This window comes from Azoarcus sp. DD4 (assembly GCF_006496635.1).
Taxonomy (GTDB): Bacteria; Pseudomonadota; Gammaproteobacteria; order Burkholderiales; family Rhodocyclaceae; genus Azoarcus.
In genome coordinates, this window is sequence record NZ_CP022958.1 from 811,870 (window position 1) to 837,952 (window position 26,083).

Consider the following 26,083-nt stretch of genomic DNA (forward strand, 5'->3'; position numbering starts at 1 on the left):
TTGTTCAGCTCGTCATCAGAAGCTGTAGTCGAGGGTCAGACGCACGGTGCGACGGTCCCCCATGTAGGTGAAGGAGCCCGAACGATAGGCCGCGGTGTAGTACTTCTCGTCGGTCACGTTGCCGATGTTCAGGCGCGCGTTGAGCTGCTCGGTGAGCTTGTAGGCCGCGAACAGGTCGAACACGGTGTAGTCGGGCACCTTCAGGCTGGTGGCCGCGACCCCTTCCGGCGTACCCGAGTACTTCTCGCTCGAATAGCGCGCCGCGCCACCGAAATTGAACTTCGGCGTGGCCTGGTAGCTCAGCTGCACGTTGGCCGTCCGCTCCGGGAAGTTGCTCAGGGTTTCGCCGACGTTGGCGGCCGTCTGCGACTTGAGGATCTTCGCCTTCATCAGCGCGAGGCCGGCCTGGGCGGTCAGCTTTTCGGTCAGCTTGCCGGTCAGCGAGAACTCGACACCCTGCACGCGGTACTTGCCGGTGTTGATGGTGCCCAGGCTGTTGTAGCTGGTGGCCGAGGTGGTTTCCATCACGTCCTTTTTGACCGTGCGGAAGGCCGCCGCGGTGGCCAGCAGCTTGCCGCCCATCAGTTCCCACTTGGTGCCGAGCTCGAAGTTCTGCGACAGCTCGGGCTTGCTGTCGCCGAAGAGCTGCTGGCGATCCGCGGTGGTGCCGACGCTGGGCACGCAGATGCCGCCGTAGTCGCAGCTCGCGCCGACATCGGATTCGCCGCCGTTGAAGTCGCTCGCGGTGCTGTAGGTGGCGTAGACGTTGGCGTTGGGCAGGAACTTGTAGGTCACGCCGAGGTGGCCGTTCCACAGGCCGTCTTCCAGGTCGTACTTGGTGCGCGCGGCCGGGTTGCTGCCGACGGTGTTCTGGTAGTCGAAGCGGTCATAGCGCAGGCCGCCGAACACCGTCCACTTGTCGCTCAAATCCACCGTGTCCATCGCCGACAGCGAGATGGTCTTGACGTTCCAGTCGGAGTCCCAGTTGCCCTTGGCGACGCGACGGTTCATCAGGTTCTGCCAGTTGGTCTCCGCGCCAGTCACGGTGTAGGTCGATGGCGAGACAGAGTAGACGCCGTTCAACACGCTGTGGTCGGAGTATTCCACGCCGAACACGAACTGGTGCTTCATGCCGGCGAGCTGGCGGTCGAGGTAGAAGTTGAGCGCGTTGGCGAAGTACTCGACTTCCTGCCAGCCCTGGTGGGTGCTCAGGCGGCTGCCGTTGAAGCCGGTCATCAGGTAGGCGTTCTTGGTGGTGCCATAGCGCATCAGGTTCTCGATGCGGGTGTCGGCATCGAACTGGTAGCCGGCGCGCAGCGTGTAGGTGTCGATCTTGGACTTGAGGAAGTCCTCGTCCTGCAGGTAGACCGGGACGTCGTCGACCACCTTGCCGGTAGTGCGGTTGATGTAGGCGCCGAGGTCGGGTTTGTCTTCGGCGTCGAGATGGTAGTAGTCGGCAACGAGGGTGAACTTGTCGGTGGCCTTCCACAGGAAGGACAGGGCTGCGCCTTCGCGGTCGCGGTCGGCGGGGTCGCGGTCGGGCACTTGCTGGTAGGCGTCGAGCAGGTTGACGCGGATGGCCATGTCGTCGGTGAGGACGCGGTTCAGGTCCAGCGTGTAGCGCCGGTATTCGTCGCCGCCGAAGCCGGCGGAAAGCTTGGCGAAGTCGAGGTCGGTAGTGGCCTGCTTGGTCACCGAGTTGACCGCGCCGCCGGTCGAGCCACGGCCGGCGAAGGTCGAGCTCGGACCCTTGGTGATCTCGACCTGCTCGGTGGCGAAGCTCTCGCGCACGGTCATGCCGGGGTCGCGCAGGCCGTCGACGAATACGTCGCTGCGGGCTTCCTGACCGCGGATGATGTAGCGGTCGCCGAAGGCGTTGCCGTTCTCGCCGGTGCCCAGCGTCACCCCCGGTTGCGCCTGCAGGATGTCGCGCAGGTCGCTGCGGCCGGAGTCTTCGATCGACTTGGCGGTGATGACCGTGATGGTCTGCGGCGTCTCGGCCAGCGGCTTGACGTGGCGCTTGTCACCGGAGGTCTTGGCCTTGTAGGGAACGCCGGGTTCGGCGTTCGGGTTGGGGTCGATGACGGTGTCGACGACCTTGACCGCCTCCATCTCGACTTCTTCCTTCTTCGCCGTGTCGTTGGCAGCGAGGGCCGACATCGGCATCAGCATTGCGGTAGAGATACCGAGCGCCACGCCGGTTTTCGTCATGGCCAGGGCCTGGGCGCTGGCCGGTTTCCTGAAGCTGTGGGGCAGCCGGATGTTCTTGCTCTTTGTCTTCATTGCCTTTCCTAGTGGTCTATTACCGATGAAAAATGCCGATTGCGGGATGGCTGGCCGCTTGCCGGAGGCGACGCCCGCCACCGTGCTCAGGACACAGCGCGGCCCGACCGCGTGGAACGCGGGGGACGAAGCGCTTTATGTCTGGCTGGTGCTGCGGGCGGCCCCTGGTGCTTGCATCCATGGGCCGACTTGGCTGGCTGATCCACACAGGGAGGACTGGCTGGCTATGGGTGCCGGGCGAACCGGCACCGGGAGTTCGGACGCTGAGCGTGGCTCCCGACTGCGATTGCAGATGGTTACGATTCTCAATAAATCATTAATCTGCGTCAATGCTATTGAGAACAATTCGTAATAATTTTTGTGCTATGCGGGATTCTGTTGCATGAGTGCCACACGCCTGCACCGCCGATGGCGCAGGCAGGTGTCCGGCGGGAGCCGGCCGGATTCAGTTGCCTGAGGGGATACTGGCCTGCCAGCCGCCGCCGAGCGCCTTGTACAGGCTCACCGCATCCGACAGCCTGGCCTGACGCAGCTGAACGAGCTGGTCCTGCGCCGAGAACAGTGTGCGCTGGGCATCCAGCACGGTGAGGAGGTCGGCCGCACCCTCGCGGTAACGCAGCTCGGCCAGCCGTAGCGAGCGCTGCGCCTCGGCCAGGATTTCGCGCTGGGCGCCTTCCTGATTGGCGTCGCGGTTGGCGTTGCCGAGCGCATCCTCCACTTCCTTCAAGGCCGTGATGATGGCGCTGCGATAGCTCTCCAGCAGTTCGCGCTGGCGCGAGCGGGCGATATCGACTTCGGTGCGCAGCCGGCCGCCGTCGAAGATGGTCTGCACCACCGCCGCGGACAGCGACACGCTGGTGCTGGGGTCGGCCAGCGACAGCAGCAGGCTGCTCGCCACGCCGCCGCCGGCCGACAGGCTGAAGCCCGGCAGCAGCGCCGCGCGTGCCGCGGCGATGTCGGCCGAGGCGGCGGCGAGGCTGGCTTCGGCGCTGGCGAGGTCGGGCCGGCGCAGCAGCAGTTCGGCCGGCAGGCCGGGCGTCACTGCGGGGATGGCGAGCGCCGTCAGGCGTTCGAATTCCGGCGCAGGCTCCTGCGGATTGCGCCCGAGCAGGATGGCGAGTGCCGAGCGCGTCTGGCGCACGCTCACATCCAGCGGCTCGATGGCGGCGCGCTGGGTCAGCACGGTGGTGCGCTGCTGGCTCACTTCCAGTGCGGACGCTGCGCCGTTGCGGTAGCGCGCTTCCACCACCTTGAGCACGCGCTCGGCAATGGCGAGATTCTGGCGGGCAATCTCCAGCCGTTCCTGCAGCGTCAGCAGCTGGAAATAGGTGGTGGCGACGCTGGCGGCGAGCGACAGGCGGGCGCTGTCGCGATCGTAGCGCGTGGTGGCGAGCGCGGCGGCGGCACTGTCGACATTGGCGGCGATGCGGCCCCAGAGGTCGATCTCGTAGCTGGCCGAAAGGCCGAGCGAAGTCGATTTGCTCTCGCTGATCGTGCTGCCGCCGCGATCACCGGCATCGCTGCGGCTCCAGCCGCTGTCGCCGCCCAGACTGAGCGAGGGGAAGAGCGAAGCCCGCGTGCTGCGCAGCGCGAGCTCGGCCTGGATCACGCGCTCCGCCTGGATCTGCAGGTCGGGGCTGGCGACCAGGGCCTCGGCGATCAGGGCGTCGAGCGCGGCGGAGCCGAAGGCCTGCCACCAGGTGTCGGGCTGGATGGCGGCGGGTGCTGCGTCGGTGGTCTCGGTCCAGCGCGCCGGCAGCGGCTGGTCGGGGCGGGCGGTCGGTTCGGTGATGGCGCAGCCGCCGAGCAGGGCGACGACAAGGCCGGCGAGCAGCGGCTTCGCATAAAGGGCGTTCATGGGCATCGGGGGCTTCATTCGGAGGCGAGGGCGACCACCGGGTCCAGTCGTGCGGCCTTGCGCGCCGGCAGGTAGCCGAACACCAGGCCGGTGGCGAAGGCGCAGCCGAAGGCCAGCAGCACGGGCATCAGCGAGTATCTGATCGGCGTGCCGAAGGCGGCGATGACCGCCGCGGTGCCGAGCCCGACGGCGACGCCGATCAGTCCGCCGAGCGCCGACACCACCAGCGCTTCGATCAGGAACTGCTGCAGGATGTTCTTCATGCGCGCGCCGGTGGCCATGCGGATACCGATCTCGCGGGTGCGCTCGGTGACTGACACCAGCATGATGTTCATCACGCCGATGCCGCCCACCAGCAGCGAGATCGCCGCCACGGTGCCGAGCAGGATGGTGAGCGTGTTCTGGGTGGCCGACACGGTGTCGATCACCGAGGCCATGTTGCGGATCTGGAAGTCCTCAACACCGTGGCGGGCGAGCAGCAACTGGCTGACCTCGTTCTGCGTCGTATCGATGCGGGCGACGTCCTCCACCGCGACGGTGACGTTGCGCAGGTAGCGTTGACCGGTAAGGCGCAGGCTGCCCGTGGTGTAGGGCACGAAGACGATGTCGTCCTGGTCCTGGCCCCAGGGCGTGGCGCCCTTGGGGCTCATCACGCCAATGATCTGGAAGGGGATGTTGTTTACCAGCACGTACTGTCCGATCGGACTGGCGCCGGGGAAGAGCGCGCTGGCGGTGGTCTGACCGAGCACCGCGACGGTGGCGTAGCGGGCCTCGTCGTCGGCGCTGAAGAAGGTGCCGCTGGCAACGTCCCAGTTGCGCGCGATGCCGTAGTTCCACGAGGTGGCGTTGGCGGTGGTGCGCTGGTCGGTGTTGCCGGCGCGCACGGTGACGCTGGCGCTCTGTTCCGGTACCGAGGCCAGCACGTTGGGTAGTTCGGCGATCGCGCGCACGTCCTCGATCACCAGGGTGGCGGTGGTTTCGCGGCCGCGCTGGTTAGGTGCGCCGGGGCGCACGGTGAGCAGGTTGGTGCCCATCGCGCTGATCTGGTCGACCACCTTGGCCTTGGCGCCGTCGCCGATCGCCAGCATGGCGATCACCGAGGCGACGCCGATGACGATGCCGAGCAGCGTCAGCGCCGAGCGGAACAGATTGGCGCGCAGCGCCCGCAGTGCGGTACGGGTGGCTTCGACCAGGTCCGACATCGACGAGGTACGGTCGACGTGCGGCGTGAAATCCGGCTCCGGCCCTTCCGGCTTGTGTGGCCCGGGATCGGCGACGATGCGCCCGTCGCGGATCTCGATGATGCGGTGGGCGAGTTCGGCGACCTCGCGGGCGTGGGTGATGAGGATGATGGTGTGGCCTTCGGCGGAAAGCTGGCGCAGCAGCTTCATCACCTCTTCGCCACTCTTGCTGTCGAGCGCGCCGGTGGGCTCGTCGGCGAGGATGATGCGACCGCCGTTCATCAGCGCGCGCGCGATGGAAACCCGCTGCTGCTGGCCACCGGAGAGCTGGCCGGGACGGTGCTGGCTGCGTTCGGCCAATCCGAGCGCGGCCAGCAGCTGTTCGGCGCGGGCGTGACGTTCGGCCGGAGGCATGCCGGAATAGACTGCCGGCACCTCGACGTTCTCGCGTGCGGTCGCTCCGCCGAGCAGGTTGTAACTCTGGAATACGAAGCCGAAGGCCTCGCGGCGCAGCCGCGCCAGCTCGTCGCGGTCGAAACCGGCGACGTCCTCGCCCATGAAGTGGTAGGTGCCGCCAGTGGGGCGGTCGAGGCAGCCGAGGATGTTCATCAGGGTCGACTTGCCCGAGCCGGAGGCGCCGACGATGGCGACGAACTCGCCCGGGTAGATGCGCAGGTCTATGCCGTGCAGCACGCGCGTCTCGACTTCACCGTTACGAAAGCTGCGGGTGATGCCGGCGAGCTCGATCAGCGGTTCCGCCTGGGCGGCACCGGTGGTGGCTGCCGGAGCGGAGAAGGCTTCGCGTTTCATAGGCGGGGCGGCGGGCCGGCGGGACGGTTGCCGCCGGCGGCGGAGTTGGCGGCGGCTGCGGCGGCGAGGCCGGAAACCACCTGCTCGCCTTCTTCCAGGCCCGACACGACCTGCGTCTGCACCCGGTTGGAGACGCCGACCTCGATCTGCCGATCCTCCAGCGTGTTGTCGGCCTTGAGTACCTTCACGGTGACACGGCGCGTTCCGCCGGCTCCCGCCGGACGCGTCGGCGGGCTTGCGCCGTCGGCCCGGCGCTGTGGGCGGCCGCCCTGGTTGAGCGCGGCCACCGGGATCTGCAGCACGTCCTTGGCTTCGGCGACGACGAAGAAGACCTGGGCGGTCATTTGTGTCATCAGCTGGCCGTCGTCGTTGGGCACGTCGAACAGTGCGTTGTAGAGCACGACGTTATTGGTGACGGTGGGCGTAGGCTCTATCTTGGTGAGCTTGCCGTACCAGCGCTTGCCCTTGCTGCCCAGGGTAGTGAAGTAGGCGGCCATGCCCAGCCGCAGGCGGCTGACGTCGGCTTCCGAGACCTGGGTCTGCACCGTCATGGTGGACAAGTCTGCGACGCGCAGGATGGTCGGCGCCGACTGGTTGGTGTTCAGGGTCTGGCCTTGTCGCGCGGTGACGGAAACCACGGTGCCGCTCATCGGCGACATGATGCGGGCGTACTGCAGGTTGGCTTCGTCGCCGCGCAGGGTCGATTCGTACTGCTCGATCTGCGCGCGCAGGGCCTCGAGCTGGGCTTCGGCCGATTTCAGCGTGGCGTCGGCAGTCTGCAGGGTTTCGGTGGTGGTGGCGTCCTCGGCCATCAGTGCGGTCTGGCGCTTGAACTGGATCTGGGCAAGCGCGACCTGGGCCTCGCGCTCCTTGAGCTGGGCGCGCAGGTTGCGCAGTTGCGCGCGCGCGGCGTCGACCTTGGAAAGGTACACGGTGGAGTCGATCTCGCCCAGCAGGTCGCCGGCCTCGACCATGGAACCGACTTCGACGTGGATCTTCTTGAGCTGGCCGGATACCTGGGCGCCGACATCCACGTACTCGCGCGGTTGCAGGGTGCCGGTGGCGGTGACGACATCCTCGATGTCGCCCCGCGCTACCGTGGCGAACTGGTAGGTGGCGGTCGGGTTGTTCCTGCCGAAGAGCATGGGCCAGGCGAGTGCGGCACCGCCGCCGACGAGCACGGCGAAGCCGACTAGGATCAGGACGGGGCGCTTCCAGCCGCGCGCGGGGCGGCCTGCTGGGGTTGAGGTCATTGCGGACTTGGGTTGCGTTCTGGGCGTCGGGACTGACAGCGGTGGGGTACTTGGGTTCAAGCATAGCCGCCCGCGTGTGGACGCTGTGTATCGTATTGCAGTGCGCAAGGGAGACCCCTGCGACGGTCACAAAAGGAAACGGCGCACGCCGCCAGGAGCAGGGTGCGCCGTTGCAGTACGAGCCGGGCGGCCGGATCAGCGCTCGGGTACGGTGATGAAGCCCATCTTTTCGATGCCGGCCTCGCGTGCCTGCGACATGACCTCGGCCAGCTTCTGGTAGCGGGTGTTCTGGTCGGCGCGCAGGTGCAGCTCCGGCTGCGGAGTCTGCTTTGCCGCGGCGTCCAGACGACCGACGAGCTGGTCGTCGGGCAGCGGCTCGTTGTTCCAGAACATCTTGCCGTCGGCGTCCAGCGCCAGCGTGACGGTTTCCGGCTTTTCGACGTTGGGCTGGCTGGCCGCCTTGGGCAGGTCGATCTTGACCGAATGGGTGAGCAGCGGCGCGGTGATCATGAATACGATCAGCAGGACCAGCATCACGTCGATCAGCGGCACCATGTTGATGTCGCTGGTCGGCTGACGGTCACCGCCCTGGCTGAAACCTCCGAATGCCATCACGCAGCTCCCGCGGCGGCGAGGCGGGTGGCGCCGGTCTTGCCGTTGGCGCCTTCCTTGCCCTGCTCGGCAAGCGGCGCGATGCGGGCGCCGGTGGAGAACCAGGCATGCAGATCGTGGGCAAAGGCGTCGAGCTCGGACAGTTCGACGCGGTTGGCGCGGGTGAAGGCGTTGTAGGCCAGCACCGCCGGAATCGCGACGAAGAGGCCGAAGGCGGTCATGATCAGCGCCTCGCCCACCGGACCGGCGACCTTGTCGAGCGTGGCCATGCCGGACGCGCTGATGTTGACCAGGGCGTGGTAGATGCCCCACACCGTGCCGAAAAGGCCGACGAAGGGCGCGGTCGAGCCGATCGAGGCCAGCATGGTGAGGCCGGACTCGAGGCGGGAGGTCGACAGCGAGATCGACTTGCGCAGCGCGCGGGTGATGAACTCGTCGGCGTCGAGCTTGCCGCCCAGGGTTTCCTGGTGGGTATGGCGGCGCACATGCTCGGCTGCGGCGGCACCCTGGCGGGCGAGTTCCTCGAAGGGCGAATCGGGCGCCTGGGTCTGCAGGCGGCGCAGGCCGTCATTGAGGTCGGAGGCGGCCCAGAAGGCGTCGACCGCGTCGATGCTGCGACGCGCGCGCAGCTGGCGCAGGCTGCGCACCAGGATCAGGTACCAGCTGGTGACCGACATCGCCAGCAGCAGGATGGCGACGGTGCGGATGATGGAATCGGACTGCCCCCACAGGTGGGCGAATCCGAATGCTTGCGTTCCTTCCATGTTCAGTTTCCTTCAAGTTTGAAAACAATCGGCACCAGTACCCAGGCTTCGACGTTGCGATCGCCCTGCCGGGCCGGGACGAAGCTCCAGCGCGTGACCGCCTGACGTGCCGCATTGTCGAGACGCTCGAAACCGGAGCTGCGCGAGATTTCGATCTGGCTCGGCCGCCCGTCGGGCGAAACCTGCACCCGCAACATCACCTTGCCCTCTTCGCGCATGCGCCGTGACAGCGGCGGATAAGTGGGGTGCGGGTTGTTCAGGTAGTCGGCATCGAAGCGGGCGGCGACGATGGGTGCTGCGGCAGGCGCTGCGACCGGTGCCGGCGGCGCGGGGGCGGGCGCTGCGGGTGGCGCGCTTTCCTGGACGGGTGCGGGGTCGGTGTTCTGCGCGGTCAGCGCGCTTTGCGAAGTCGACGGTGCCGGCTCGGCTGGTGCCTTCGGCGGCAGGGGCTTGGGCGGTTTTGGTCGCACCGCAAGCTGCTTCTTGGGCGGTTCCGGCTGCACCGGGGCGGGCGGGGTCGGCGGGGCTGCCTCTGGTTGCGGCGGCGCCTCGAGCGGGATGAAGGCGATCTGGATAGGCCGGATCTCCGGCGGCGCGACCGGCTTGCCCAGATAGGTCAGCGCGAGCAGGCCGGCCACATGCGCCGCAATCACCAGTGCGCCGAGACCGGCACGTTCGGGCAAACGCTTGTGGCGTCCGGGACGGACGGGAGAGGCGGCGGACTGCACCGCCTCTCCCGTCCGCGTCGGCGACCGAGCTTGCACGCCGGGCTGGGGTGGGGCGGCAGAAATGGAAATGGCCTGGCTTGCTGCGTTCATCGGTGGATTTCCGGGCTGCGGGCTGTCGTCAGAGCGGGAGGAGGGCACTGGTGGCGGAGGCGCCGTGGGCTTGGCCCAGGGTCAGGTCGAGCACGATGGCGGCAGCGAGCAGGTAGAGCGCACAGCGCCGGGCGGGAAATGCCGGCTGGGGGCGGGGAGATCCGATCTTCATGGCAAACCGTCGTTCCTCGGCAGGAGGCCTGCTGGCTCGCCCCGGTCCGGAGCTGGCTGGCTGCGGGCGGACCGTCGTGATGGCCGCCCGCGCAGGCTCAGGAGTTGTGTCCCATCTGGGATTGCAGGTAGTTCTGCAGGCCCACGCTTTCGACCAGTTCGAGCTGGGTTTCGAGGTAGTCGATGTGTTCTTCCGTGTCTTCGAGAATTTCTTCGAGCAGTTCGCGCGACACGTAGTCCTTACAGGACTCGCAATAGGCGATGCCTTCCACCAGATCGGCACGCGAGCCGACTTCCAGCTTGAGGTCGCCCTGCAGGCATTCCGGCACGTTCTCGCCGATCATCAGCTTGTTGAGGTTCTGCAGGTTGGGCAGGCCTTCGAGGAAAAGGACGCGCTCGATCAGCTTGTCGGCGTGCTTCATCTCCTCGATGGATTCTTCGTACTCGTGTTTGCCCAGTTGCACCAGCCCCCAGTTCTTGTACATGCGGGCATGGAGGAAATACTGGTTGATCGCCGTCAGTTCGTTGGTGAGCTGCTTGTTGAGCAGCTGGATGACTTTCTTGTCGCCTTTCATGAGGCCTCCACGGCAAGGGAATACGAGGAAGCGGCGCCGGTTCTCACCGGTGCCGCCATGCAGGTCCGGGCCTTCTCGGCCAGCGCCGAGCGCAGGCAGTCACGCGCGCACACCGCGCAGCGTCCGCACTCGGCCGTCACGCCCAGCTCCTCGCGGAGATGGCGCAGGGTAGACAGGCCTTCACTGACGGCTTCGTTGATGTGACGTTCGGTTACTGCGTTGCAGACACAGACATACATAGTCTAGCCTCGTCGTGGAATTTTCGCCTTGCCCAGGCGGCTTACTTGGTCAGGATCAGCTTGCCTGCGCGGGTCGCGCGCAGCACGTAGTTCACGCCCTGGTGGTCGATGGTCACGCAGGATCGACCGCCGAGAAGCTGGGCACTGGGAATGGCCAGCCCCGATTCATCCGCGGGGCTGCCCGCCAGCTTCGACCCGGGGGCGTCGGCTGAGGCGCGGGTGGCGCTTTGGTCTGAGGTCTCGATCGTCATGCTTTGGCATCACACGAATAGGAATGATTTGCATTACAACATCTGGTCGTTCGTGCGTCAATATTTCTTGCGCTGCGTACATGCTGTCTGATCGAACCGGGGCGCCGTCGCTGCGCAACCGGGCGGGCTGGCAAGCCTGCGTCGGGCTGCTCGGTCAAGCTTTGAAAGCATGAAATGTTCCATCGACTGACGCCGCGGTGCTGCCGGGTGCGCGGCGCCGGTGGCCGGCGCTCGATGGGGGGCAGCGGCTGGCGGGCCGGGTTTGCGGTGCGCGAGTGGCTGGGGCCGGAGGTAGCGTCGCCGTCGGCGCCCCGCCTTGGCCGAATGGTCGCCTTTGCTACCCTTGAAGCATGTGCGACCGACATCGCAGGCGGCTGCCCTGCATCGCCACACAAGATGGCGCGGTGAGGCGCTCAGGGCAGCTTCAGCAGGATACGCAGACGTTCGTCGGTGCTGCCGGCGGGCAGGTAGCCGACGGTGCCCGGCCGGGTGGCGATCCAGTCGCGCGCTTCGGTCAGCGTGGCGGCTTCGCGCGGTGGCAGGGCGCGGCCGGTGAACACCAGGCGCGACCAGTAGGCACGCGTCTGGCTGGGGTTCTTGCCGGTGAGTTCCAGATAGAAGTTGTCGCGTGCGCTGCCGGCCGGAAGATCCACCAGACTGACCGGCGTTCCGTCGGCGAGGGTGGTGCGGCGCCCCAGGTAGAGTTGTTCGGCCTCTTCGCGCGAGAGTCCGGTGAGTGGGCCGTTGCGTGCGACGACCACGACCATCTCCGTCTGCGCCAGCGCCGGACACGCCGCGCCGAGCAGGGCGAAAGCCATTATTGCGGCGCTCGCCGCGAGGCGGTGGACTAGGCGGGCGAGGTCAGAAGGCGACATCGACGGACAGGCTCAGAACGTTGATGCTGCGGCCGCCAAGCTGCGCCGTTGCGGCGTTGCCGCGTGGAAAGAACGAGCCCCATGCGTCCGACGCGGTGCGCATGTGCGAGAACTCGGCCTTGAACGCGGCGTTGCGGCTGAAATCCCAGCGCACGCCCAGTGTCGCACTGCGCTGGGCCAGATTGCGCGAGGTGTCGAAACCGTCGATGAAGGCGGCGAATGGTGAACCGGGCGGAAGGGCGACATTGCCCGATGTCGGCCGGTCCTGTGTCTGGCGGGCGATGGTGAGATACGGCAGCGTGGCGCCGAAGCGGTGGCCCACGGTGAGGTGCCAGCCGTGCGCGCTGTTGCCGTAGCGGCGGTTCTCGCGGCGGGCGTATTCGCCTATCAGCAGCCATTCGCCGTCGTCCCACTGGACGCCGGCGGAGCTGAACGAGGCATAACCGTCGTCGCCCGACAGTTCGTCGGCGATCGAGCCCAGGCCGGTGGCGCGCAAGGCGCCGACCAGAGTGTCGAAATCGGCGTCGCTCCAGTGCAGCGCCAGTTTGGCTTCGGCATGGCCGAGGTGCAGGGCCAGATGTTCGGTGGACAGTGCCAGATTGACGCCGAACAGCTCGCGCAGCTTGCCGTTGCCGCGGCGGTATACCGGAATGTAGCTGGAGCCGGCGTAGGGGTGGATCTCGATGTCGGCGTTGCCGATGCGCGAACGGAAGAAGAGGTCGATGCCGTCGAGGTCGGTGAAGGGGTTGAGCCCGTAGACTTCGACCGGCGGCCGCACCCAGGGATTGGCGTAGTTGATGTCCAGCGAATCCGACAGCATGAAGAAGGGTACGCGCATGCGGCCGACCCGGGCGGTCAGGGTCGGCGTGAGCGCGTGGCTGAGGAAGGCGAGGGTGACGCGTGGCGTGTAGTCGCCGCGCGGGCTCTCGCGGCTGACCAGTTGCATCACCGCGCCGGTCTGCTCCGACAAGGCGAGGTTGGCCTGTACGCCGAATACCGTGTCGGGGCCGAAGTCGGGCGATTCGGCCCCGGGATGATCGATGCCGATGCGGGCAAAGCGGAGGTCGTCCTCGCTGGTGACGACTGCACCCAGCGTGCCGAAGGCCGACCAGCGGACTTCCGGCTCCTGTACCTGTGCCTGGGCGGGCACCTGTGCCGCTGCCACCGCCAGCGAGAGGGCGAGAAGGAAAGAGGACTTCATGACGGGTGACCCGTGGTGTTGGGGGCGATCAGGCGCAGCGCGCTGTCGGCTTCGAGCGGCCGGGCAAAGAGGTAGCCCTGGCCGTAATCGCAGTTCATGTCCTTGAGGACGGTGGCCTGCTCGTCCTGTTCGATGCACTCGGCGATCACCGTCATGCCGAGGTCGTGGGCGAGCTGGATGCTGCGCCGCACGATGTCGCGCAGGCGGCCGTCATCGGTGATGGAGCGGACGAAGGAGCCGTCGAGCTTGACGATGTCGCACGGAATGGTGTGCAGGTAGCTGAGCGCCGAGTAGCCGGTGCCGAAATCGTCGATCAGCACCGTGGCGCCGGCATCGCGCAGCTGGTGCAGGATGGGCGTGGCCGGGCCGTCGGGACGGGCCAGCAGGCTTTCGGTGATCTCGAAACGCAGACAGGACAGCGGTACGCCGTGGCTCTCGATGAGGTCGAGCAGTTCGTCGGCCAAGCCCGGGCGGATCAGCTGGCGGGCCGACAGGTTGACGCTGACCGGCGGCAGGGCGACGCCCGGGTGGGCGATGCCCCAGTCGAGCAGATCGCGGCACACCAGGCTGAGCACCCGCATGCCGACGTCGTGGATGAGGTCCAGCGTCTCGGCCAGCGGAATGAACTCCGCCGGCGGCAGCAGGCCGTGGGTGGGGTGCTGCCACCGCACCAGGGCTTCGAAGCTGGCCAGCCGGCGGTCGGCCAGCGAAACGATGGGCTGGTAATGCACGCACAGCCCGCCGGTGCGCAAGGCGGTGCGCAGGTCGGCCTCGAGCTGCAAGGCACGCAGGGCCTGGGTATGCATGGATGCGTGGAAGAAGGCGACCGCTTCGGCTTCGCCGCGGCGGGCCTTGTGCAAGGCATTGTCGGCGTCGCGCAGGATGGATTCCGCGTCGTCGCGGTCCTTGTCGCTGACGACCACGCCGATGCGACAGCGCAGGTGCAGCGGGCGTCCCGCGGCGGGCGTCACCAGGCCGGGCAGCTCGACCAGGCTTTCGGCGATGCGCAGTGCGTCGGTGCTGCCGCCGATGCCGTTCAGCAGCAGCGCGAACTGGTCGCCGCCGACGCGGGCGGCGACGTCGCCTGCATTCATCGAGGCGGTGATGTGATCGGCGATGCGGCGCAGCAGCTCGTCCCCCGCTGCATGACCGAAGCTGTCGTTGATCAGGCTGAAGCGTTCGATGTTGATGGCCAGCACGGCGAAGCGGGCGTTCTCGTCGCGGCGCTGGTGGCCGAGCGCCTGGTGCACGTGCTCGATGAAGAGGGCGCGGTTGGGCAGGCCGGTGAGCCCGTCGTGCAGCGCGTCGTGCAGCAGTTGCTGCTCGGCGCGCTTGCGCAGGTCGATGTCGCTGATCGAGCCCGCCATCCGGCTGGCGCGGCCGCTGCCATCGCGCTGGGCGACGCCGCGGGTCATCACCCAGCGCACGCTGCCGTCGGGCAGGCGGATGCGGTGTTCCAGCATGAACTGGGCACTTTCGCCGCGCAGATGGGCGCGCATCACCTGGCGGTAGACCGTCAGTTCGTCGGGGTGCAGGTAGCTCAGCAACGCATCGTCGGCATGGGCATGCTCGCCCATGTCGCGGCCGACGATTTCGCAGAAGCGCTCGGAAAAATACGCGTTGCCGGAGGGGAGGTCCCAGTCCCACAGGCCGTCGTTGGCGCCGCGCAGCGCCAGCGCGTAGCGTTCCTCGCTGGTGCGCAACTGCAGGGCCGTGCGCTGAAGCTCGCCGACCCGCTGCTGCAGCGTGGCCGCCATGATGTTGAAGTTGCGGGCGAGGCGGGCGAGTTCGTCGTCGCCCTTTTCCGGCAGGCGGTGGTCGAGATGGCCCTCGGCAATGGCCCGGCTGCCGGCGAGGAGGCGGCCGAGATTGTGGGTGAGCAGGTAGCCAATGCCGGACAGCAGCACGAAGGTGAGCAGGATCTCGGCGAGTGCGATCAGGGTGCCCTGCTCGATGATCGCCTGGCGGGCGGCCGCCAGCACCGAGACCGAGACGCCGAACTGCAGGAAGCCGATTTCGTTGCGGTCGAGCAGCAGTGGCCGGCGGATGTGGATCACCGGGCGGTCGACCAGCGAACCGAGCGCACGCGTCATGTCGGCGGTAGGTGGCGGCAAGGCTGTCATGGCCGATGCACCTGCGCTTACCAGCAGGCGGCCATCGGGGCGACCGATGCGCACATAGACCAAGCCTTCGGCGGAATCGGCGAGCAGTTCGCCGAGCACGTCCTGCAGGGTGTCGTAGCGGCCCTGTTCGCCGTAGGCCGTGGCCATGGCGTGCAGCATGTTGGCGTTCTGGTTGGCGACGGTGGCGAGGCTGGCCGAAGCGGCATCGTTCATCAGTCGCACGCTGTTGGCCAGCAGCAGCGTGAGCAACACCACCTGCACCGCGGTGCTGGCGAGCAGGAGGCGAAAACGTATCGAGGAGTGCCGGAAAGGCAGGCGCACTATGTGGTATCCGTGGTCGGTGTCAGCGGCGCAGGTAGCGCTCGGCCCATGGGCCACGCGTCGGAGCCAGCCGCCCGACGCTCACTGCTTGCCCTGTCGGCGCACGGTGGCCGAAGCATCGATGCGGCCTTCGCTGGCGAAGGCTTCGAGGTTGGCTTCGATGCGGTCGGGGTCGTACAGATAATTGACCATGATGCCCCACGACTGCTCGTAGCCCTTGTCCGAGGTGTCGGCCAGCCAGTTCAGGCGTTCGACGCGGGCGCCGTTGCCGAGGTGGAAGCGGGCGACCGGATCGACCGGTTTGCCGTCCTTGGCAGCGTGCAGCAGGTAGTGGGCGGCGACGCGCAGGAGCGGTTCGCGCAGGGCGCGGGCGAGTTGCGGGTCGGCAGCCCAGTCCGCGCTGCCGCGCATCAGGCCGCGCAGCCGCGGGGATTCGGGCCCGTCAACGCCGGCGGCGGCAAGCCGTTTCCAGTCGGCCGCAGTGAATCCGGCGGCGAGGTGCTCCGGGTGACGGTGCGCCCAGCGTACCAGGCCGGGGATGGGCGACAGCGTGGCGAAGGTGCGCAGCTTGGGGAAATCGCGCTGCAGATCTTCCACGACGCGCTTGAGCAGGAAATTGCCGAAGGAGACGCCGCGCAGCCCGGCCTGGGTGTTGCTGATCGAATAGAAGATGGCGGTGTTGGCCCGACCCGCGTCGGCCACCGGTGCGTTCTCGTCGAGCAGCTTCTGGACGTTGTCGGCCAGTTCCTCCACCAGCGCAACCTCGACGAAAATCAGCGGCTCCAGCGGCATGCGGGGGTGGAAGAAGGCGTAGCAGCGGCGATCGGAGTCGAGCCGGTTCTTGAGATCCTTCCATGACTGGATTTCGTGCACTGCCTCGTACTGCACCAGCTTTTCCAGCAGCGCGGCGGGCGAGTTCCAGGTGATGCGGGCGAGTTCGAGGAAGCCGACGTCGAACCAGGCCGCCAGGCGCGCTTCGAGTTCGCGGTCGAGCGGCTTGAGCAGACTGTCCTTGGGCAGGTAGCGCAGCAGGTCCGCACGCAGATCCACCAGGAACTTCACGCCCTGGGGAATCGCGTTGAACTGGGTCAGGATGCGCAGCCGCTGCGAGCGCATCGCCGCACGCAGCGCCGCCTCGGCGTCCCACTGGCGGTCGGAATCGACGGCCGCCTGATAGGCCTTGTGGGCGCTCGCCACCTTGACCGGGTCGGGGCCGAATTCGAGCGCGATCATGCGCAGGAAGGCGAGGCGCCCGGCGTCGTCCAGGCGCAGATAGGTTTCGGCGAGGCGTGCGGCGCGCTGCCGGGTGGAGACCTCGCCGCCGCGGCCGTCGGCGCATTCGTGCAGTTGCTGGCGGATACGCTCCAGCACACGCTCGGACGGTTCCCGGCCCCGGCCCGTGGCGTCGGCGACCATGGCGCGCATGCGGGACAGACTCTTGGAGATGAGGCCGGTGGCGGACATGTTTTGCTCTCCTCGTTCAGGGAGTCTATCGTTTGCCACGATCATATCGCGTCCGCGTGGCCTTGGGCTGCCCGGATGCGACCGAAGGCGTAACATCCGTACGTCTCCCGCACTTGCAAGGAGCATGTCATGCCGAATTCGCCCCTGCCCGCACTGCCTTCGCCGGGACTGCTGGCCCTGCCGGTCGCACTGATCTATGCGGCCTTCGCGGTGGCCTGGATCGTGTATTCCGATCAGATCATCGGTATCTGGGTGCGCGATCCGGACAGGCTGACCGAGATGCAGACGCTGAAAGGCCTGCTCTTCGTGGTCGGAACCGCCCTGCTGCTGTGGGTCATGGTGCGGAGGGGGTTTGCGCGCCAGGCCGACTTGCAGGCGGTGTTGAGCCGGCGCGAGGCGCGCCTGCGCGTCGCGCTGCGCGCCACCGGCCTCGGGCTATGGGATTACCTGGTCGACAGCCGAGAGGTCGAGTACGACGACGAGGCCGCCCGTATGCTGGGGCGCCCGCCCGAGCCGTTTCGGGAATCGGCCGACAAATGGCTGGCGCGGCTCCACCCGGACGATCGGGAATCCTTCCGGCAGCGCTTTCGAGACTATCTCGAAGGGCGCAGCGAGCAATACGTCAATGAGTTCCGTCTCGCGATGCCCGGCGGCGATTACCGCTGGTTCAGTTCGGTGGGGCAGATCGTCGATCGCGATGAGGGCGGTTCGCCGCTGCGGCTGGTGGGAACCTATCTCGACATCACCGCGCGCAAGCGCGCCCAGCAGGCCGGTTTGCCAGCCCCCTGAAGCGCGGCGGCGGCGTTCCCCGCATTGGGTTCTTGATGATGCGCGCCGCTTATGCCATCGTGGCAGAGGAGGTATGCGTGAATGATTCTGTTGCACAAGAGATCGCCGTCGGAGAGTCCGCCCGTGGTGCCGTTGCGCATCATGCTGGCGATGCCTGATCCATTGTGCTGCGCGCATATCGACCGCTATCTGGCCGGTTCCACCGAGATCCTCGTGGTCGGTCGGACGACCAGCGAGAGTGAGGCGATGCAGTTGTTTTTCCGCCTGAGACCCGATGTCACCGTGCTCGACTGGCGTATCGCCGAGCACGAGCCGGCACGCCTGGTAGGACTGCTCAAGCGGGTCGCGCCAGGTGCCTGCGTGGTATCGGTGGTGCCGGCGCTCGATTCCATGCCGGCGCGCGCGGCGCGTGCGCTCGGCGCGGATGAGGTGGTGACCTGCGATTTCCTGCCCGACTGCCTGGCGGCGCTGGCAGCGCGGCCGGAGCGTTCCGGCAAGGTCTGAGTCGCCGCGTGCCTCAGTGCGCCTGCGGCCGGCGCCGGGCGCCGATCAGCAGCACGACGCCGACCACGACCATGGGCACGCACAGCCATTGCGCCGTCGACAGTCCCGGGACCAGGGCGCTGAAGATGCCCGGATCCGGCGTGCGGAAGAATTCCGCAGCGAAGCGCAGGCTGCCGTAACCGACCAGGAAGACCGCCGACACCGCGCGCAGCGGGCGCGGGCTGGCGGAATAGAACCAGAGGATGGCGAACAGCAGCAGGCCTTCGCCGGCCGCCTGGTAGAGCTGGGACGGGTGCCGCGGCAGATCGTCGACCCAGGGAAAGATCATCGCCCATGGCAGGTCGGCGCCGGCCGGCCGCCCCCACAGTTCGCCGTTGATGAAGTTGCCGATGCGTCCGGCCGCGAGCCCCGTCGGCACCAGTGGCGCGATGAAGTCGGTGATCTGCCAGAAGCCGCGGCCTGTCTTCCGCCCATACAGCCACATCGCCACCAGCACGCCGAGGAAGCCGCCATGAAAGCTCATGCCGCCCTTCCAGACGGCGAGTATTTCCGCCGGGTGCGTGAAATAGTAGCCCGGCTGGTAGAACAACACTTCACCGAGCCGGCCGCCGACGATGACGCCGAGCACCCCGTAGAAGAGCAGATCGTCTATCGCCTGGCCGTTCCAGCCGAGCTCGGGGCGGCGGCGGGCATGGGCACGACCGAGCAGGACGAAGAGCAAAAAGGCGATCAGGTACATCAGCCCGTACCAGCGGACCGAAAGCGGGCCGACCGAAAAGGCGATGGGGTCGAACTGCGGGTGGACCAGCATCGGCGGCTCCGTGTGCTCAGTCGAACTGGTTGCGGAAAGTCTCGAACGCGCTGCGCAGGGCGTCGAGTTCATCGCGCAGACGCCGGACCTCGTCCTCCAGTTCCGCCATCCTGCCGCGTGCGGCACTGGGCGACGCACTGCCGGCGAGCGCGTCGGCGGCAGCCTGCAGCGCATCCTCGCCGCCGAGCAAATGCATATGGCGGATCTCCTTGGTGCCCGGCGTGCGCGGCAGCGGGGCGGCCATCGGTGGGTACTTTTCGGAAAGATGTTCGAGGACGGCCTCGACGTCAGCGATATCGTCGAAACGGTGCATGCGCTCACAGCGGTTGCGTAGTTCGCCTGCCGTCTGGGGGCCGCGCAGCATCAGCAGTGCCAGCACGGCCTGCTCCGCAGGCGGCAGCGAATGGCGCAGCCTTACCTGGTGTTCGTACTTGGCGACGCGGGCGCCGGCCTGATCGCGGCGGGTCACCAGGCGGCGTGCGATGAGGCTGTCGATCGCAGCCTGCACCTCGCTTTCGCTGAGGGCCATCACCGGTTCGCGCGCGGTGAGCTGGTTGCAGCCCGTGACCAGGCCGTTGATCGACATCGGGTAGGCGTCGGGGGTGACGAAGGCCTTCTCGATCAGCACGCCGAGCACGCGGATTTCCGCCGGGCTCAGGTCGAAGGCTGCTTCATTGGCGGCGGGTGCGTTGTCCATGCGGGTTCCTGGCTGGGCGGGAGGGCGATGATAAAGGAGTCCGCCTGCGCCCGTGTGTTCACCTGTCGTAGTCCGGCCGCGCTCCGTTAAGATGGGCGAATATTCCTGTCGCCGCACGCGGTCCCGCCCCTGATGCGCCATGGCGCCCGTTTCGCTCTCCTGATCCTGCTTGTGGGCCTGGTGCTCGGCGCCGCGACTGCCCATGTGCTGCAGCCGGCGCCGGCGGCAGGCCTGCGCCACGCAGTGTTCGATCAGTACCAGCGCTGGCAGCCGCGCGTCGCAGTGGACAGGCCGGTGCGTGTCGTCGACATCGACGAGGAGAGCCTCTCCCGTCTTGGCCAGTGGCCGTGGCCGCGCACGCGTCTTGCCGCACTCAACGACAGGCTGGCGCAGGCCGGCGCGGCAGCCGTCGGCTTCGATATCCTGTTCGCCGAACCGGATCGCACCTCGCCGCCGCGCCTGGCCGAAATGCCCGGTCTGCCGCCTGCACTCGGCGCAGCCTTGGGAGCCCTGCCGGATCACGATGCCGAGTTCGTCCGCAGCCTGACAGGGCGCCCGGCGGTACTCGGCTTTGCGGTCGAGTACGGAGCGAGCACGGGCTTGCCGCCGGCCTGGCCGTTCCGCGTGGTGACCGTGGGCGAGTTCGACAGGCGTCCGCTGGGGGGCTATACCAAGGCGATCATGCCGCTGCCCGCGCTGGCATCCGCCGCGGCGGGGCTGGGGGCGATCAGCTTTGCCGCCGACGCCGACGGCATCGTGCGGCGGGCGCCGATGCTGCTCGGCCTGGCGGACGGGGTGGTGCCGTCGCTCGATTTCGAGTTGCTGCGGGTGGCGCAGCGCGCGCGCAACCTGCAGATCCAGCCCGGCGCGGGGCACGCGTCGGCAGTATTGCGCACCGGCGCCGTCAGCGTGCCGGTCAACGCTTCCGGGGAACTCTGGCTGCATTATGCGCGGGCACCGGAATCGCCTTACCTGCCGGCCTGGCGCGTGCTGGCGGGTGAAGTGCCCGCCGCCGAGCTGGCCGGCAGCATCGTGCTGGTGGGCAGTTCGGCCAAAGGCCTGCTCGATCTGCGCTTCAGTCCGCTCGGCGGGGTCGTGCCCGGGGTCGAGATCCATGCGCAGGCACTTAACCAGATACTCGATGCCGCTGTGTTGCTACGGCCGTGGTGGGCCGAGGCGGTCGAGCTGTTGGTCGTGCTGGTCGGCGCTGCGGTGGTGACAGCGCTCGCCCTGCGTCTGCGGGTAGTGCCGGCGGCCGCCGCGACCTTGCTGATGGTGACGGGTATCTGCGGGGCGGCCTGGCAGGCGTTCGCCGCGCACAGGCTGCTGCTCGATCCGGCCTTGCCGGCGCTGACCGTGCTCGCGGTCTTCATCACCGCCGGAGTCGCCCGCCATCGGCGCGAGGAGCTGCGGCAGCGGTGGCTGCGGCAGGCCTTTGCCCGCTATGTGTCGCCCAATCTCGTCGATCACCTCGTGAGGCATCCGGAGAGCTTGCGGCTGGGGGGCGAGCGTCGGGTCTGCAGCTTCGTGTTCACCGACATCGCCGGTTATACCCGTCTGATCGAGGATCTGGATCCTGCCGAGGCCGTCGGTCTGCTCAACGACTATCTTGCCGGCATGGTGGAGATCGCCTTCCGCCACCAAGGGACGCTGGACCGCATCGTCGGCGACGCTGTCGCGGTGTTGTTCTCGGCACCGCTCGTACAGGACGACCACGGCGCGCGCGCGCTGGCCTGTGCCCTCGACTTGCGGCGCTTCACCGATGCCTACGCCGCCACGCTGCAGGCGCGCGGCATCGCCTTCGGCCATACCCGCATCGGCGTCCACAGTGGCGAGGTGATCGTGGGGAATTTCGGTGGCAGCACGATGTTCGACTACCGCGCGCTCGGCGATCCGGTCAACGTCGCGGCGCGGCTGGAGTCGGCCAACAAGTGGATAGGTACGCGCATCTGCATCTCGGCTGCGGTGCGCGACGCCTGCCCCTCGGTGCCGACACGGCCGGTGGGCAGATTGCTGCTGCAGGGCAAGACCGTGCCGCTGATGGCGTACGAGCCGCTGGCGGATGGTGTGCCGGAGGATGCCGGGTACGAAGCGGCCTACGCCTTGCTGGCCGCCGGCGAGCCGGGAGCCTTGCAGGCCTTCGAGCGGCTGGCGGCGGCGCGCAGCGGTGACGGCCTGGTTGCCTTCCAGTGCGCGCGCTTGCGTGCCGGCGAGCGGGGCGATCTGATCGTGCTCAATGCCAAATAGGGGGCGGGGGGCCAGCGCTGCCGTGGTTCAGCGCACGGTGACCTCCACACGGCGGTTGCGCGCCTCGTCGGTGTTGTCCGGCGTGGGGACGAGCAGGTTGCGTTCGCCATGCGAAGTGATGGTGATCGCGCGGGCGGCAATGCTGGCGCCATTCAGCATGCCGCTCACGGCACGGGCGCGGGCCAGGCCGAGGGCCTCGTTGTCGGCCTCGCTGCCAACGGTGTCGGTATGGCCGATGATGGAGATGTCGGCAGCCGGGTAGGTACGTACCTGCTTCAACACGTCCGGCAGTTTGGCGCGCGAATCGGGCGTCAGGCGCGCACCGGCGGTCTCGAAGTAGAGCAGGAAGGTGGTTGGCGGAGGTGGCAGGGCGCTCAGGGCGGGGCCGAAGTCGGCCTCGATCTGTTGCGGGCTGCTGCCGAGCGGACGGGGACCGTCGGTCGTCAGGCTGACGGCGTCGCCTGCACGATCGAGCTGCACGCGGCCGCGCGGACCATCCACGACGACCTTGCCGGTGGAGCCGTCAGCATCCTCGAGCAACACGAGATACGAACGCTGGGCGCAGCCGGCCGTCGTCAGCGCAAGGCCGGCGGCAAGCAGGCTGCCCAGGCGGCGCAGCGTGCCGGCGGGGCGCGTGGTGCTCATTGCTCCACCTTCACCAGGAAGCGGGTGCCGCGCACGCCTATGGTGGCGGTCGGCGTGGTGATGGTCACCGCTTCCGGCTTGAGCTTGGCGATGATGCCGGAGACGAACTGCATGGTGCCGCGGACGACGCGGGTGCTCAGGCGCAACTCGTTGCGGGCGGGCGCGTAGAGATACTCGTCCACGCTGATCTCGGTGTCGGGGCCGAACGACATCATGGTGTTGTCCTTCAGCGTGAGCCCGAGGCTACCGTTAGCCAGCGTGCGGATGCGGTCGCCACGATGAACCGGGCTGCCTACGAACGCACTCTGCGGCCCCGCGCTACCGATGATGACGGCGTCGCCGGTGAGCGTCTTGACGTATCCTATTGGCAAGTCCTCGGCGCGCACGCCGAGGCTGGCGACGCAGAGCGCGCAGATCCAGATAAGTCGTTGAAAGGTCACGGCAGGCCTCCTTTCCGGTTGCCGTTTGCATGTGGCCATGTTTTACCCCGCTCGCCCGTATTGCGCAATGCCGCAAAGCTGCGGAATGCGAAGAATGTCCTTGGGTGCGAGTCGAGGTCGGCCATGCATCAGCTTGCAGGGGGCGCACGATGGCGGCATGGAAAGGCTTGCGGTTCCGTTTCCACTACGTGGCGACGGCGTTGCTGGTGGTGTTCGTGATCCTGCTGATGGGGGTGTTCCTCCTCAGCGCGCTGAGCCGCTTCGGCGACATGGCCGAAGCCCATGCCCGTGCGGTGTTCGCCCAGATCGCCGATCGCAACGCGCTCAAGCTGCAGGAGACCATGCGCGGCGTCGGACGCGTGGTCAGCGCGCAGGCGGCGCTCGATGGCAGCTTCTTCACCACGGCCGATGGGCGCCTCGACGATCGCACCCTGGTGAGTGGCCTGATCGCCGAGCTGAGGGTCAACCCGCAGGTCTACAGCTTTTACTTCGGTCTGGAGAGCGGCGAATTCCTGCAAGTCGTCGGCGTGCGTCGCGATGCACGCATCGCGGAGGCGCTCGCCGCGCCGGCCGATACCTACTTCGCCCTGCGCGCCATCGTTCGCCAGCGGGGCGACGATCGTGTCGAGAACTGGCGCTTTCTCGACGAGGCCGGCCGTCTGCTCGGCCAGCGCAGTGCGCAGGCGGTGTATCTGCCGCAATCGCGCCCCTGGTTCGGGCAGGCCTTGCGACAGGGGGGGCTGCAGGCTACCGAGTCCTATGTCTTTCAGTCATCCGGCGAGCTCGGTCTGACGCTGTCGCAGGCGCTTGCCGGCGGTGGGGGCGTGTTTGCCGCCGACATCACGCTGGGCGAGCTTGCCGCTTTCGTGGGCGGCTCGCTCGGAGATCTGCCGGGCGGTGCCGTGGTGCTCGACACCAGCCATCGCGTACTGGTCTTCCATGCCAGCAGCGGACTCGGCGCGCTGCAGCCGGCTGCGTTGCAGCCGCTGGCCGAGTCCGCCGACCCCTTCCTCGCCAGTCTGAACGCTGATGGGCTGCCTTCGCTGGACGGCAGGGTGGCGAGCGTGCGCGGCAAGTCCTTCGTCTTTGCCGGGCGCGAGGTCCGCTTTGCCAGCTCGGCCGCCTTCCATGTGGTGGCCTTCGCACCGGTCAGCGCCTTCAGCGGCCAGATCGAGCAGGCGCGTGACGAAATCCTGCTGATCTCGGCGCTGGTGCTGGGCCTGTCCATGCCGCTCGCCTTCGTCATCGCGCGCCATGCCTCGCGTGCGCTCGGCTTGCTGGCGCAGGATTCGGAGCGGGTGATGCGGCTCGATTTCAGCGGGCAGTTGCGGGTGCGCTCGCTGTTCTACGAGATCGATACGCTGGGCGAGGCCCACCGCACCATGAAGGCCTCGATCCAGGAGCGCACGCGGGCCTTGAAGGCCGCGCTGGACAAACTCGAGAGCCTGGTCGAGAACGGCCTGCAGCTGTCGGCCGAGCGCGATCACGAGAAGCTGCTCGGCCATATCCTCGGCGTGGGCAAGCGGCTCTGCAATGCGGATGCCGCCTCGCTGCTGCTGACGACCGCGGAAGGGCGACTGCGCTTCGCGCTGCGCAGCCGTGACGACCCGCTGCCGGCGATGGAGATTCCCCTGCACGATCCGCACACCGGCGCGCCCAACGAACAGTTCGTCGCGGTATGGGTGGCCCTGCACCGGCAATCGGTACGGATCGACGACACGGCGACAGAAACCCGCTTCGACGTTTCCGGCGCGCGGCGCAGTGATGCCGAGACCGGCTACCGTACCGTTTCCATGCTCACCGTGCCGATGACGGCGACCAGCGGCGAGGTCATCGGTGTACTGCAGTTCCTCAACGCCACCGATCCCGACAGCGGCGAGATCGTGCCTTTCCCTGCGGAGATCGTGCAGTACATCGAGGCCTTGGCCTCGCAGTCGGCAGTGGCGCTCGACAACCACAATCTGCTCGAGTCGCAGCAGAGCCTGATGGACGCGCTGATCCGCATCATCGCCGGCGCGATCGATGCCAAGAGCGCCTACACCGGCGGCCATTGCGAGCGGGTGCCGGAGCTGGCGCTGATGCTGGCCGAGGCCGCCTGCGAGGTCGACAGCGGACCGCTGGCCGCCTTCCGCTTCGTGTCGGAAGACGAGTGGCGCGAATTCCGCATCGGCGCGTGGCTGCACGATTGCGGCAAGGTGACGACGCCGGAATACGTGGTCGACAAAGCCACCAAGCTGGAGACCATCTACAACCGCATTCACGAGATCCGCACGCGCTTCGAGGTGCTGTTGCGCGACGCCGAGATCGAACGGCTGACGCGGCTGCTCGCTGGCGGCGATGCGGCCGCTGCGACTGCCGCCTTCGAGGCACGCAAGGCACAGCTGATCGACGACTTTCGCTTTGTCGCCGAGTGCAACGTCGGCGGCGAGGCAATGGCGCCTGCGCATCTCGTCCGCCTGCGCGAGATCGCGCGCCAGACCTGGTTGCGCCATTTCGACGACCGTCTGGGCCTGTCGCAGGAGGAACATCGCCGCCGTGCCGGCCAGGCGGCACCGTTGCCGGCGGTGGAGCCCTTGCTTGCCGACAAGGCTCATCACGTGGTGCCGCGCACCGCTGCCCAACACTTCGACGAGCGATACGGGTTCAAGGTGAAAGTGCCGGAGAACCTCTACAACTTCGGCGAGGTGTACAACCTCGGGATAGGGCGCGGCACGCTCACCGAGGAGGAGCGCTTCAAGATCAACGAGCACATCATCCAGACCGTGATCATGCTGGACAGCCTGCCGCTGCCGCGCAACATGCGGCGCGTGCCGGAGTATGCCGGTACCCACCACGAGACGCTCACCGGTTCCGGCTATCCGCGCGGGCTGACCCAGCTGGAACTCTCGGTGCCGGCGCGCATCATGGCGGTGGCGGACATCTTCGAGGCGCTCACCGCGTCGGATCGTCCCTACAAGAAGGCGAAGACCCTGTCGGAGGCGATCGCCATCCTGGCGGGGTTCGCCCGCGAGCGTCACATCGACCCCGACGTCTTTGCGCTCTTTCTCAGCGCCGGCGTCTATCGGCGCTACGCCGAACGCTTTCTCGAACCCGGGCAGATCGACGAGGTCGACATCGGTATCTACCTCGCCGCTGCCGTCTCCGTCTGAGC

At 67.6% G+C, this 26,083-nt stretch carries 24 protein-coding genes; 5 read left to right on the forward strand and 19 right to left on the reverse strand.

Features of this window, described 5'->3' with window-relative positions; all coding sequences use genetic code 11:
- Positions 1-15: 15 nt before the first annotated feature.
- Positions 16-2,211, reverse strand: a complete 2,196-nt coding sequence (locus tag CJ010_RS03970; RefSeq protein ID WP_240794491.1) for a TonB-dependent siderophore receptor — start codon at positions 2,209-2,211, stop codon at positions 16-18.
- Here CJ010_RS03970 and CJ010_RS25095 point away from each other — a divergent pair.
- Positions 2,210-2,635: a hypothetical protein gene (locus CJ010_RS25095; protein ID WP_168224874.1), complete on the forward strand. Its 426-nt coding sequence runs from the start codon at positions 2,210-2,212 to the stop codon at positions 2,633-2,635. The genes CJ010_RS03970 and CJ010_RS25095 overlap by 2 nt on opposite strands.
- 93 nt (positions 2,636-2,728) lie before the next feature.
- Here CJ010_RS25095 and CJ010_RS03975 read toward each other — a convergent pair whose 3' ends face one another.
- The 14 genes from CJ010_RS03975 to CJ010_RS04035 all read right to left on the reverse strand — a co-directional run bounded on the left by CJ010_RS03975 (position 2,729) and on the right by CJ010_RS04035 (position 16,799).
- Positions 2,729-4,147 (reverse strand): efflux transporter outer membrane subunit, encoded by a 1,419-nt coding sequence (locus tag CJ010_RS03975; RefSeq protein WP_371415683.1) that lies wholly within the window; start codon positions 4,145-4,147, stop codon positions 2,729-2,731.
- Positions 4,148-4,155: 8 nt separating this feature from the next.
- On the reverse strand, positions 4,156-6,132 hold the full coding sequence (locus CJ010_RS03980; protein ID WP_141016843.1) for a MacB family efflux pump subunit: 1,977 nt from the start codon (positions 6,130-6,132) through the stop codon (positions 4,156-4,158).
- A complete protein-coding gene (locus tag CJ010_RS03985; protein WP_141016844.1) occupies positions 6,129-7,385 on the reverse strand; it encodes a MacA family efflux pump subunit in 1,257 nt (418 codons plus the stop codon). Before CJ010_RS03985 ends, CJ010_RS03980 begins: the two co-directional genes overlap by 4 nt.
- Positions 7,386-7,580: 195 nt before the next feature.
- Positions 7,581-7,997, reverse strand: a complete 417-nt coding sequence (locus CJ010_RS03990) for a biopolymer transporter ExbD (RefSeq protein ID WP_141016845.1) — start codon at positions 7,995-7,997, stop codon at positions 7,581-7,583.
- Positions 7,997-8,761, reverse strand: coding sequence for a MotA/TolQ/ExbB proton channel family protein (locus CJ010_RS03995; RefSeq protein WP_141016846.1), 765 nt, complete (start codon positions 8,759-8,761; stop codon positions 7,997-7,999). Before CJ010_RS03995 ends, CJ010_RS03990 begins: the two co-directional genes overlap by 1 nt.
- A gap of 2 nt (positions 8,762-8,763) precedes the next feature.
- Positions 8,764-9,399: an energy transducer TonB gene (locus CJ010_RS04000; protein ID WP_240794492.1), complete on the reverse strand. Its 636-nt coding sequence runs from the start codon at positions 9,397-9,399 to the stop codon at positions 8,764-8,766.
- Between the two features lie 208 nt (positions 9,400-9,607).
- The gene (locus CJ010_RS25100; RefSeq protein WP_168224900.1) at positions 9,608-9,751 is read right to left on the reverse strand and encodes a hypothetical protein; all 144 of its coding nucleotides are present in this window, start codon (positions 9,749-9,751) and stop codon (positions 9,608-9,610) included.
- Between the two features lie 97 nt (positions 9,752-9,848).
- A complete protein-coding gene (bfr, locus tag CJ010_RS04005) occupies positions 9,849-10,325 on the reverse strand; it encodes a bacterioferritin (RefSeq protein ID WP_141016848.1) in 477 nt (158 codons plus the stop codon).
- Entirely contained in the window at positions 10,322-10,564 is a 243-nt protein-coding gene (locus CJ010_RS04010) for a (2Fe-2S)-binding protein (RefSeq protein ID WP_141016849.1), read from the reverse strand. The genes bfr and CJ010_RS04010 overlap by 4 nt, the downstream gene beginning before the upstream one ends.
- 41 nt (positions 10,565-10,605) lie before the next feature.
- On the reverse strand, positions 10,606-10,815 hold the full coding sequence (locus tag CJ010_RS04015; protein WP_141016850.1) for a hemin uptake protein HemP: 210 nt from the start codon (positions 10,813-10,815) through the stop codon (positions 10,606-10,608).
- A 413-nt stretch (positions 10,816-11,228) separates the two neighbouring features.
- On the reverse strand, positions 11,229-11,633 hold the full coding sequence (locus tag CJ010_RS04020; protein WP_141016851.1) for a hypothetical protein: 405 nt from the start codon (positions 11,631-11,633) through the stop codon (positions 11,229-11,231).
- 43 nt (positions 11,634-11,676) lie between these two features.
- Positions 11,677-12,891, reverse strand: a complete 1,215-nt coding sequence (locus CJ010_RS04025) for a hypothetical protein (RefSeq protein WP_141016852.1) — start codon at positions 12,889-12,891, stop codon at positions 11,677-11,679.
- Positions 12,888-15,335: a bifunctional diguanylate cyclase/phosphodiesterase gene (locus CJ010_RS04030; RefSeq protein WP_141016853.1), complete on the reverse strand. Its 2,448-nt coding sequence runs from the start codon at positions 15,333-15,335 to the stop codon at positions 12,888-12,890. The genes CJ010_RS04025 and CJ010_RS04030 overlap by 4 nt, the downstream gene beginning before the upstream one ends.
- Positions 15,336-15,416: 81 nt before the next feature.
- On the reverse strand, positions 15,417-16,799 hold the full coding sequence (locus CJ010_RS04035) for a malonyl-CoA decarboxylase (RefSeq protein WP_141016854.1): 1,383 nt from the start codon (positions 16,797-16,799) through the stop codon (positions 15,417-15,419).
- A 129-nt stretch (positions 16,800-16,928) separates the two neighbouring features.
- Between CJ010_RS04035 and CJ010_RS04040 the strand changes: the two genes are divergently transcribed.
- Both CJ010_RS04040 and CJ010_RS04045 read left to right on the forward strand, forming a co-directional pair.
- Entirely contained in the window at positions 16,929-17,588 is a 660-nt protein-coding gene (locus tag CJ010_RS04040; RefSeq protein ID WP_141016855.1) for a PAS domain-containing protein, read from the forward strand.
- A gap of 81 nt (positions 17,589-17,669) precedes the next feature.
- Positions 17,670-18,092, forward strand: a complete 423-nt coding sequence (locus CJ010_RS04045; protein WP_141016856.1) for a response regulator transcription factor — start codon at positions 17,670-17,672, stop codon at positions 18,090-18,092.
- A 13-nt stretch (positions 18,093-18,105) separates the two neighbouring features.
- On the opposite strand, the gene lgt is transcribed toward CJ010_RS04045, so the two are convergent.
- The gene (gene lgt, locus CJ010_RS04050) at positions 18,106-18,903 is read right to left on the reverse strand and encodes a prolipoprotein diacylglyceryl transferase (RefSeq protein WP_141016857.1); all 798 of its coding nucleotides are present in this window, start codon (positions 18,901-18,903) and stop codon (positions 18,106-18,108) included.
- A gap of 16 nt (positions 18,904-18,919) precedes the next feature.
- A complete protein-coding gene (locus CJ010_RS04055; RefSeq protein WP_141016858.1) occupies positions 18,920-19,600 on the reverse strand; it encodes a YceH family protein in 681 nt (226 codons plus the stop codon).
- 132 nt (positions 19,601-19,732) lie between these two features.
- On the opposite strand from CJ010_RS04055, the gene CJ010_RS04060 reads away from it, so the two are divergent.
- Positions 19,733-21,847 carry a CHASE2 domain-containing protein gene (locus tag CJ010_RS04060; protein ID WP_141016859.1) on the forward strand — a complete coding sequence of 705 codons (2,115 nt, stop codon included), beginning with the start codon at positions 19,733-19,735 and terminating at the stop codon, positions 21,845-21,847.
- Positions 21,848-21,874: 27 nt separating this feature from the next.
- Here CJ010_RS04060 and CJ010_RS04065 read toward each other — a convergent pair whose 3' ends face one another.
- The gene (locus CJ010_RS04065; protein WP_141016860.1) at positions 21,875-22,492 is read right to left on the reverse strand and encodes an OmpA family protein; all 618 of its coding nucleotides are present in this window, start codon (positions 22,490-22,492) and stop codon (positions 21,875-21,877) included.
- Positions 22,489-22,932 (reverse strand): FecR domain-containing protein, encoded by a 444-nt coding sequence (locus tag CJ010_RS04070; RefSeq protein ID WP_141016861.1) that lies wholly within the window; start codon positions 22,930-22,932, stop codon positions 22,489-22,491. Before CJ010_RS04070 ends, CJ010_RS04065 begins: the two co-directional genes overlap by 4 nt.
- A gap of 149 nt (positions 22,933-23,081) precedes the next feature.
- On the opposite strand from CJ010_RS04070, the gene CJ010_RS25250 reads away from it, so the two are divergent.
- Positions 23,082-26,081, forward strand: a complete 3,000-nt coding sequence (locus CJ010_RS25250) for an HD domain-containing phosphohydrolase (RefSeq protein WP_205754892.1) — start codon at positions 23,082-23,084, stop codon at positions 26,079-26,081.
- The last annotated feature ends 2 nt before the right edge of the window (positions 26,082-26,083 follow it).

What these genes read in the sequence shown, in the direction of transcription:
- CJ010_RS25095 (WP_168224874.1), top strand. Translation starts at nt 2,210, where the DNA reads ATGGCCAGGGCCTGGGCGCTGGCCGGTTTCCTGAAGCTGTGGGGCAGC.
- CJ010_RS03970 (WP_240794491.1), bottom strand. Translation starts at nt 2,211, where the DNA reads ATGACGAAAACCGGCGTGGCGCTCGGTATCTCTACCGCAATGCTGATG.
- CJ010_RS03975 (WP_371415683.1), bottom strand. Translation starts at nt 4,147, where the DNA reads ATGCCCATGAACGCCCTTTATGCGAAGCCGCTGCTCGCCGGCCTTGTC.
- CJ010_RS03980 (WP_141016843.1), bottom strand. Translation starts at nt 6,132, where the DNA reads ATGAAACGCGAAGCCTTCTCCGCTCCGGCAGCCACCACCGGTGCCGCC.
- CJ010_RS03985 (WP_141016844.1), bottom strand. Translation starts at nt 7,385, where the DNA reads ATGACCTCAACCCCAGCAGGCCGCCCCGCGCGCGGCTGGAAGCGCCCC.
- CJ010_RS03990 (WP_141016845.1), bottom strand. Translation starts at nt 7,997, where the DNA reads ATGGCATTCGGAGGTTTCAGCCAGGGCGGTGACCGTCAGCCGACCAGC.
- CJ010_RS03995 (WP_141016846.1), bottom strand. Translation starts at nt 8,761, where the DNA reads ATGGAAGGAACGCAAGCATTCGGATTCGCCCACCTGTGGGGGCAGTCC.
- CJ010_RS25100 (WP_168224900.1), bottom strand. Translation starts at nt 9,751, where the DNA reads ATGAAGATCGGATCTCCCCGCCCCCAGCCGGCATTTCCCGCCCGGCGC.
- bfr (WP_141016848.1), bottom strand. Translation starts at nt 10,325, where the DNA reads ATGAAAGGCGACAAGAAAGTCATCCAGCTGCTCAACAAGCAGCTCACC.
- CJ010_RS04010 (WP_141016849.1), bottom strand. Translation starts at nt 10,564, where the DNA reads ATGTATGTCTGTGTCTGCAACGCAGTAACCGAACGTCACATCAACGAA.
- CJ010_RS04015 (WP_141016850.1), bottom strand. Translation starts at nt 10,815, where the DNA reads ATGACGATCGAGACCTCAGACCAAAGCGCCACCCGCGCCTCAGCCGAC.
- CJ010_RS04020 (WP_141016851.1), bottom strand. Translation starts at nt 11,633, where the DNA reads ATGGCTTTCGCCCTGCTCGGCGCGGCGTGTCCGGCGCTGGCGCAGACG.
- CJ010_RS04025 (WP_141016852.1), bottom strand. Translation starts at nt 12,891, where the DNA reads ATGAAGTCCTCTTTCCTTCTCGCCCTCTCGCTGGCGGTGGCAGCGGCA.
- CJ010_RS04035 (WP_141016854.1), bottom strand. Translation starts at nt 16,799, where the DNA reads ATGTCCGCCACCGGCCTCATCTCCAAGAGTCTGTCCCGCATGCGCGCC.
- CJ010_RS04040 (WP_141016855.1), top strand. Translation starts at nt 16,929, where the DNA reads ATGCCGAATTCGCCCCTGCCCGCACTGCCTTCGCCGGGACTGCTGGCC.
- CJ010_RS04045 (WP_141016856.1), top strand. Translation starts at nt 17,670, where the DNA reads ATGATTCTGTTGCACAAGAGATCGCCGTCGGAGAGTCCGCCCGTGGTG.
- lgt (WP_141016857.1), bottom strand. Translation starts at nt 18,903, where the DNA reads ATGCTGGTCCACCCGCAGTTCGACCCCATCGCCTTTTCGGTCGGCCCG.
- CJ010_RS04055 (WP_141016858.1), bottom strand. Translation starts at nt 19,600, where the DNA reads ATGGACAACGCACCCGCCGCCAATGAAGCAGCCTTCGACCTGAGCCCG.
- CJ010_RS04060 (WP_141016859.1), top strand. Translation starts at nt 19,733, where the DNA reads ATGCGCCATGGCGCCCGTTTCGCTCTCCTGATCCTGCTTGTGGGCCTG.
- CJ010_RS04065 (WP_141016860.1), bottom strand. Translation starts at nt 22,492, where the DNA reads ATGAGCACCACGCGCCCCGCCGGCACGCTGCGCCGCCTGGGCAGCCTG.
- CJ010_RS25250 (WP_205754892.1), top strand. Translation starts at nt 23,082, where the DNA reads ATGGCGGCATGGAAAGGCTTGCGGTTCCGTTTCCACTACGTGGCGACG.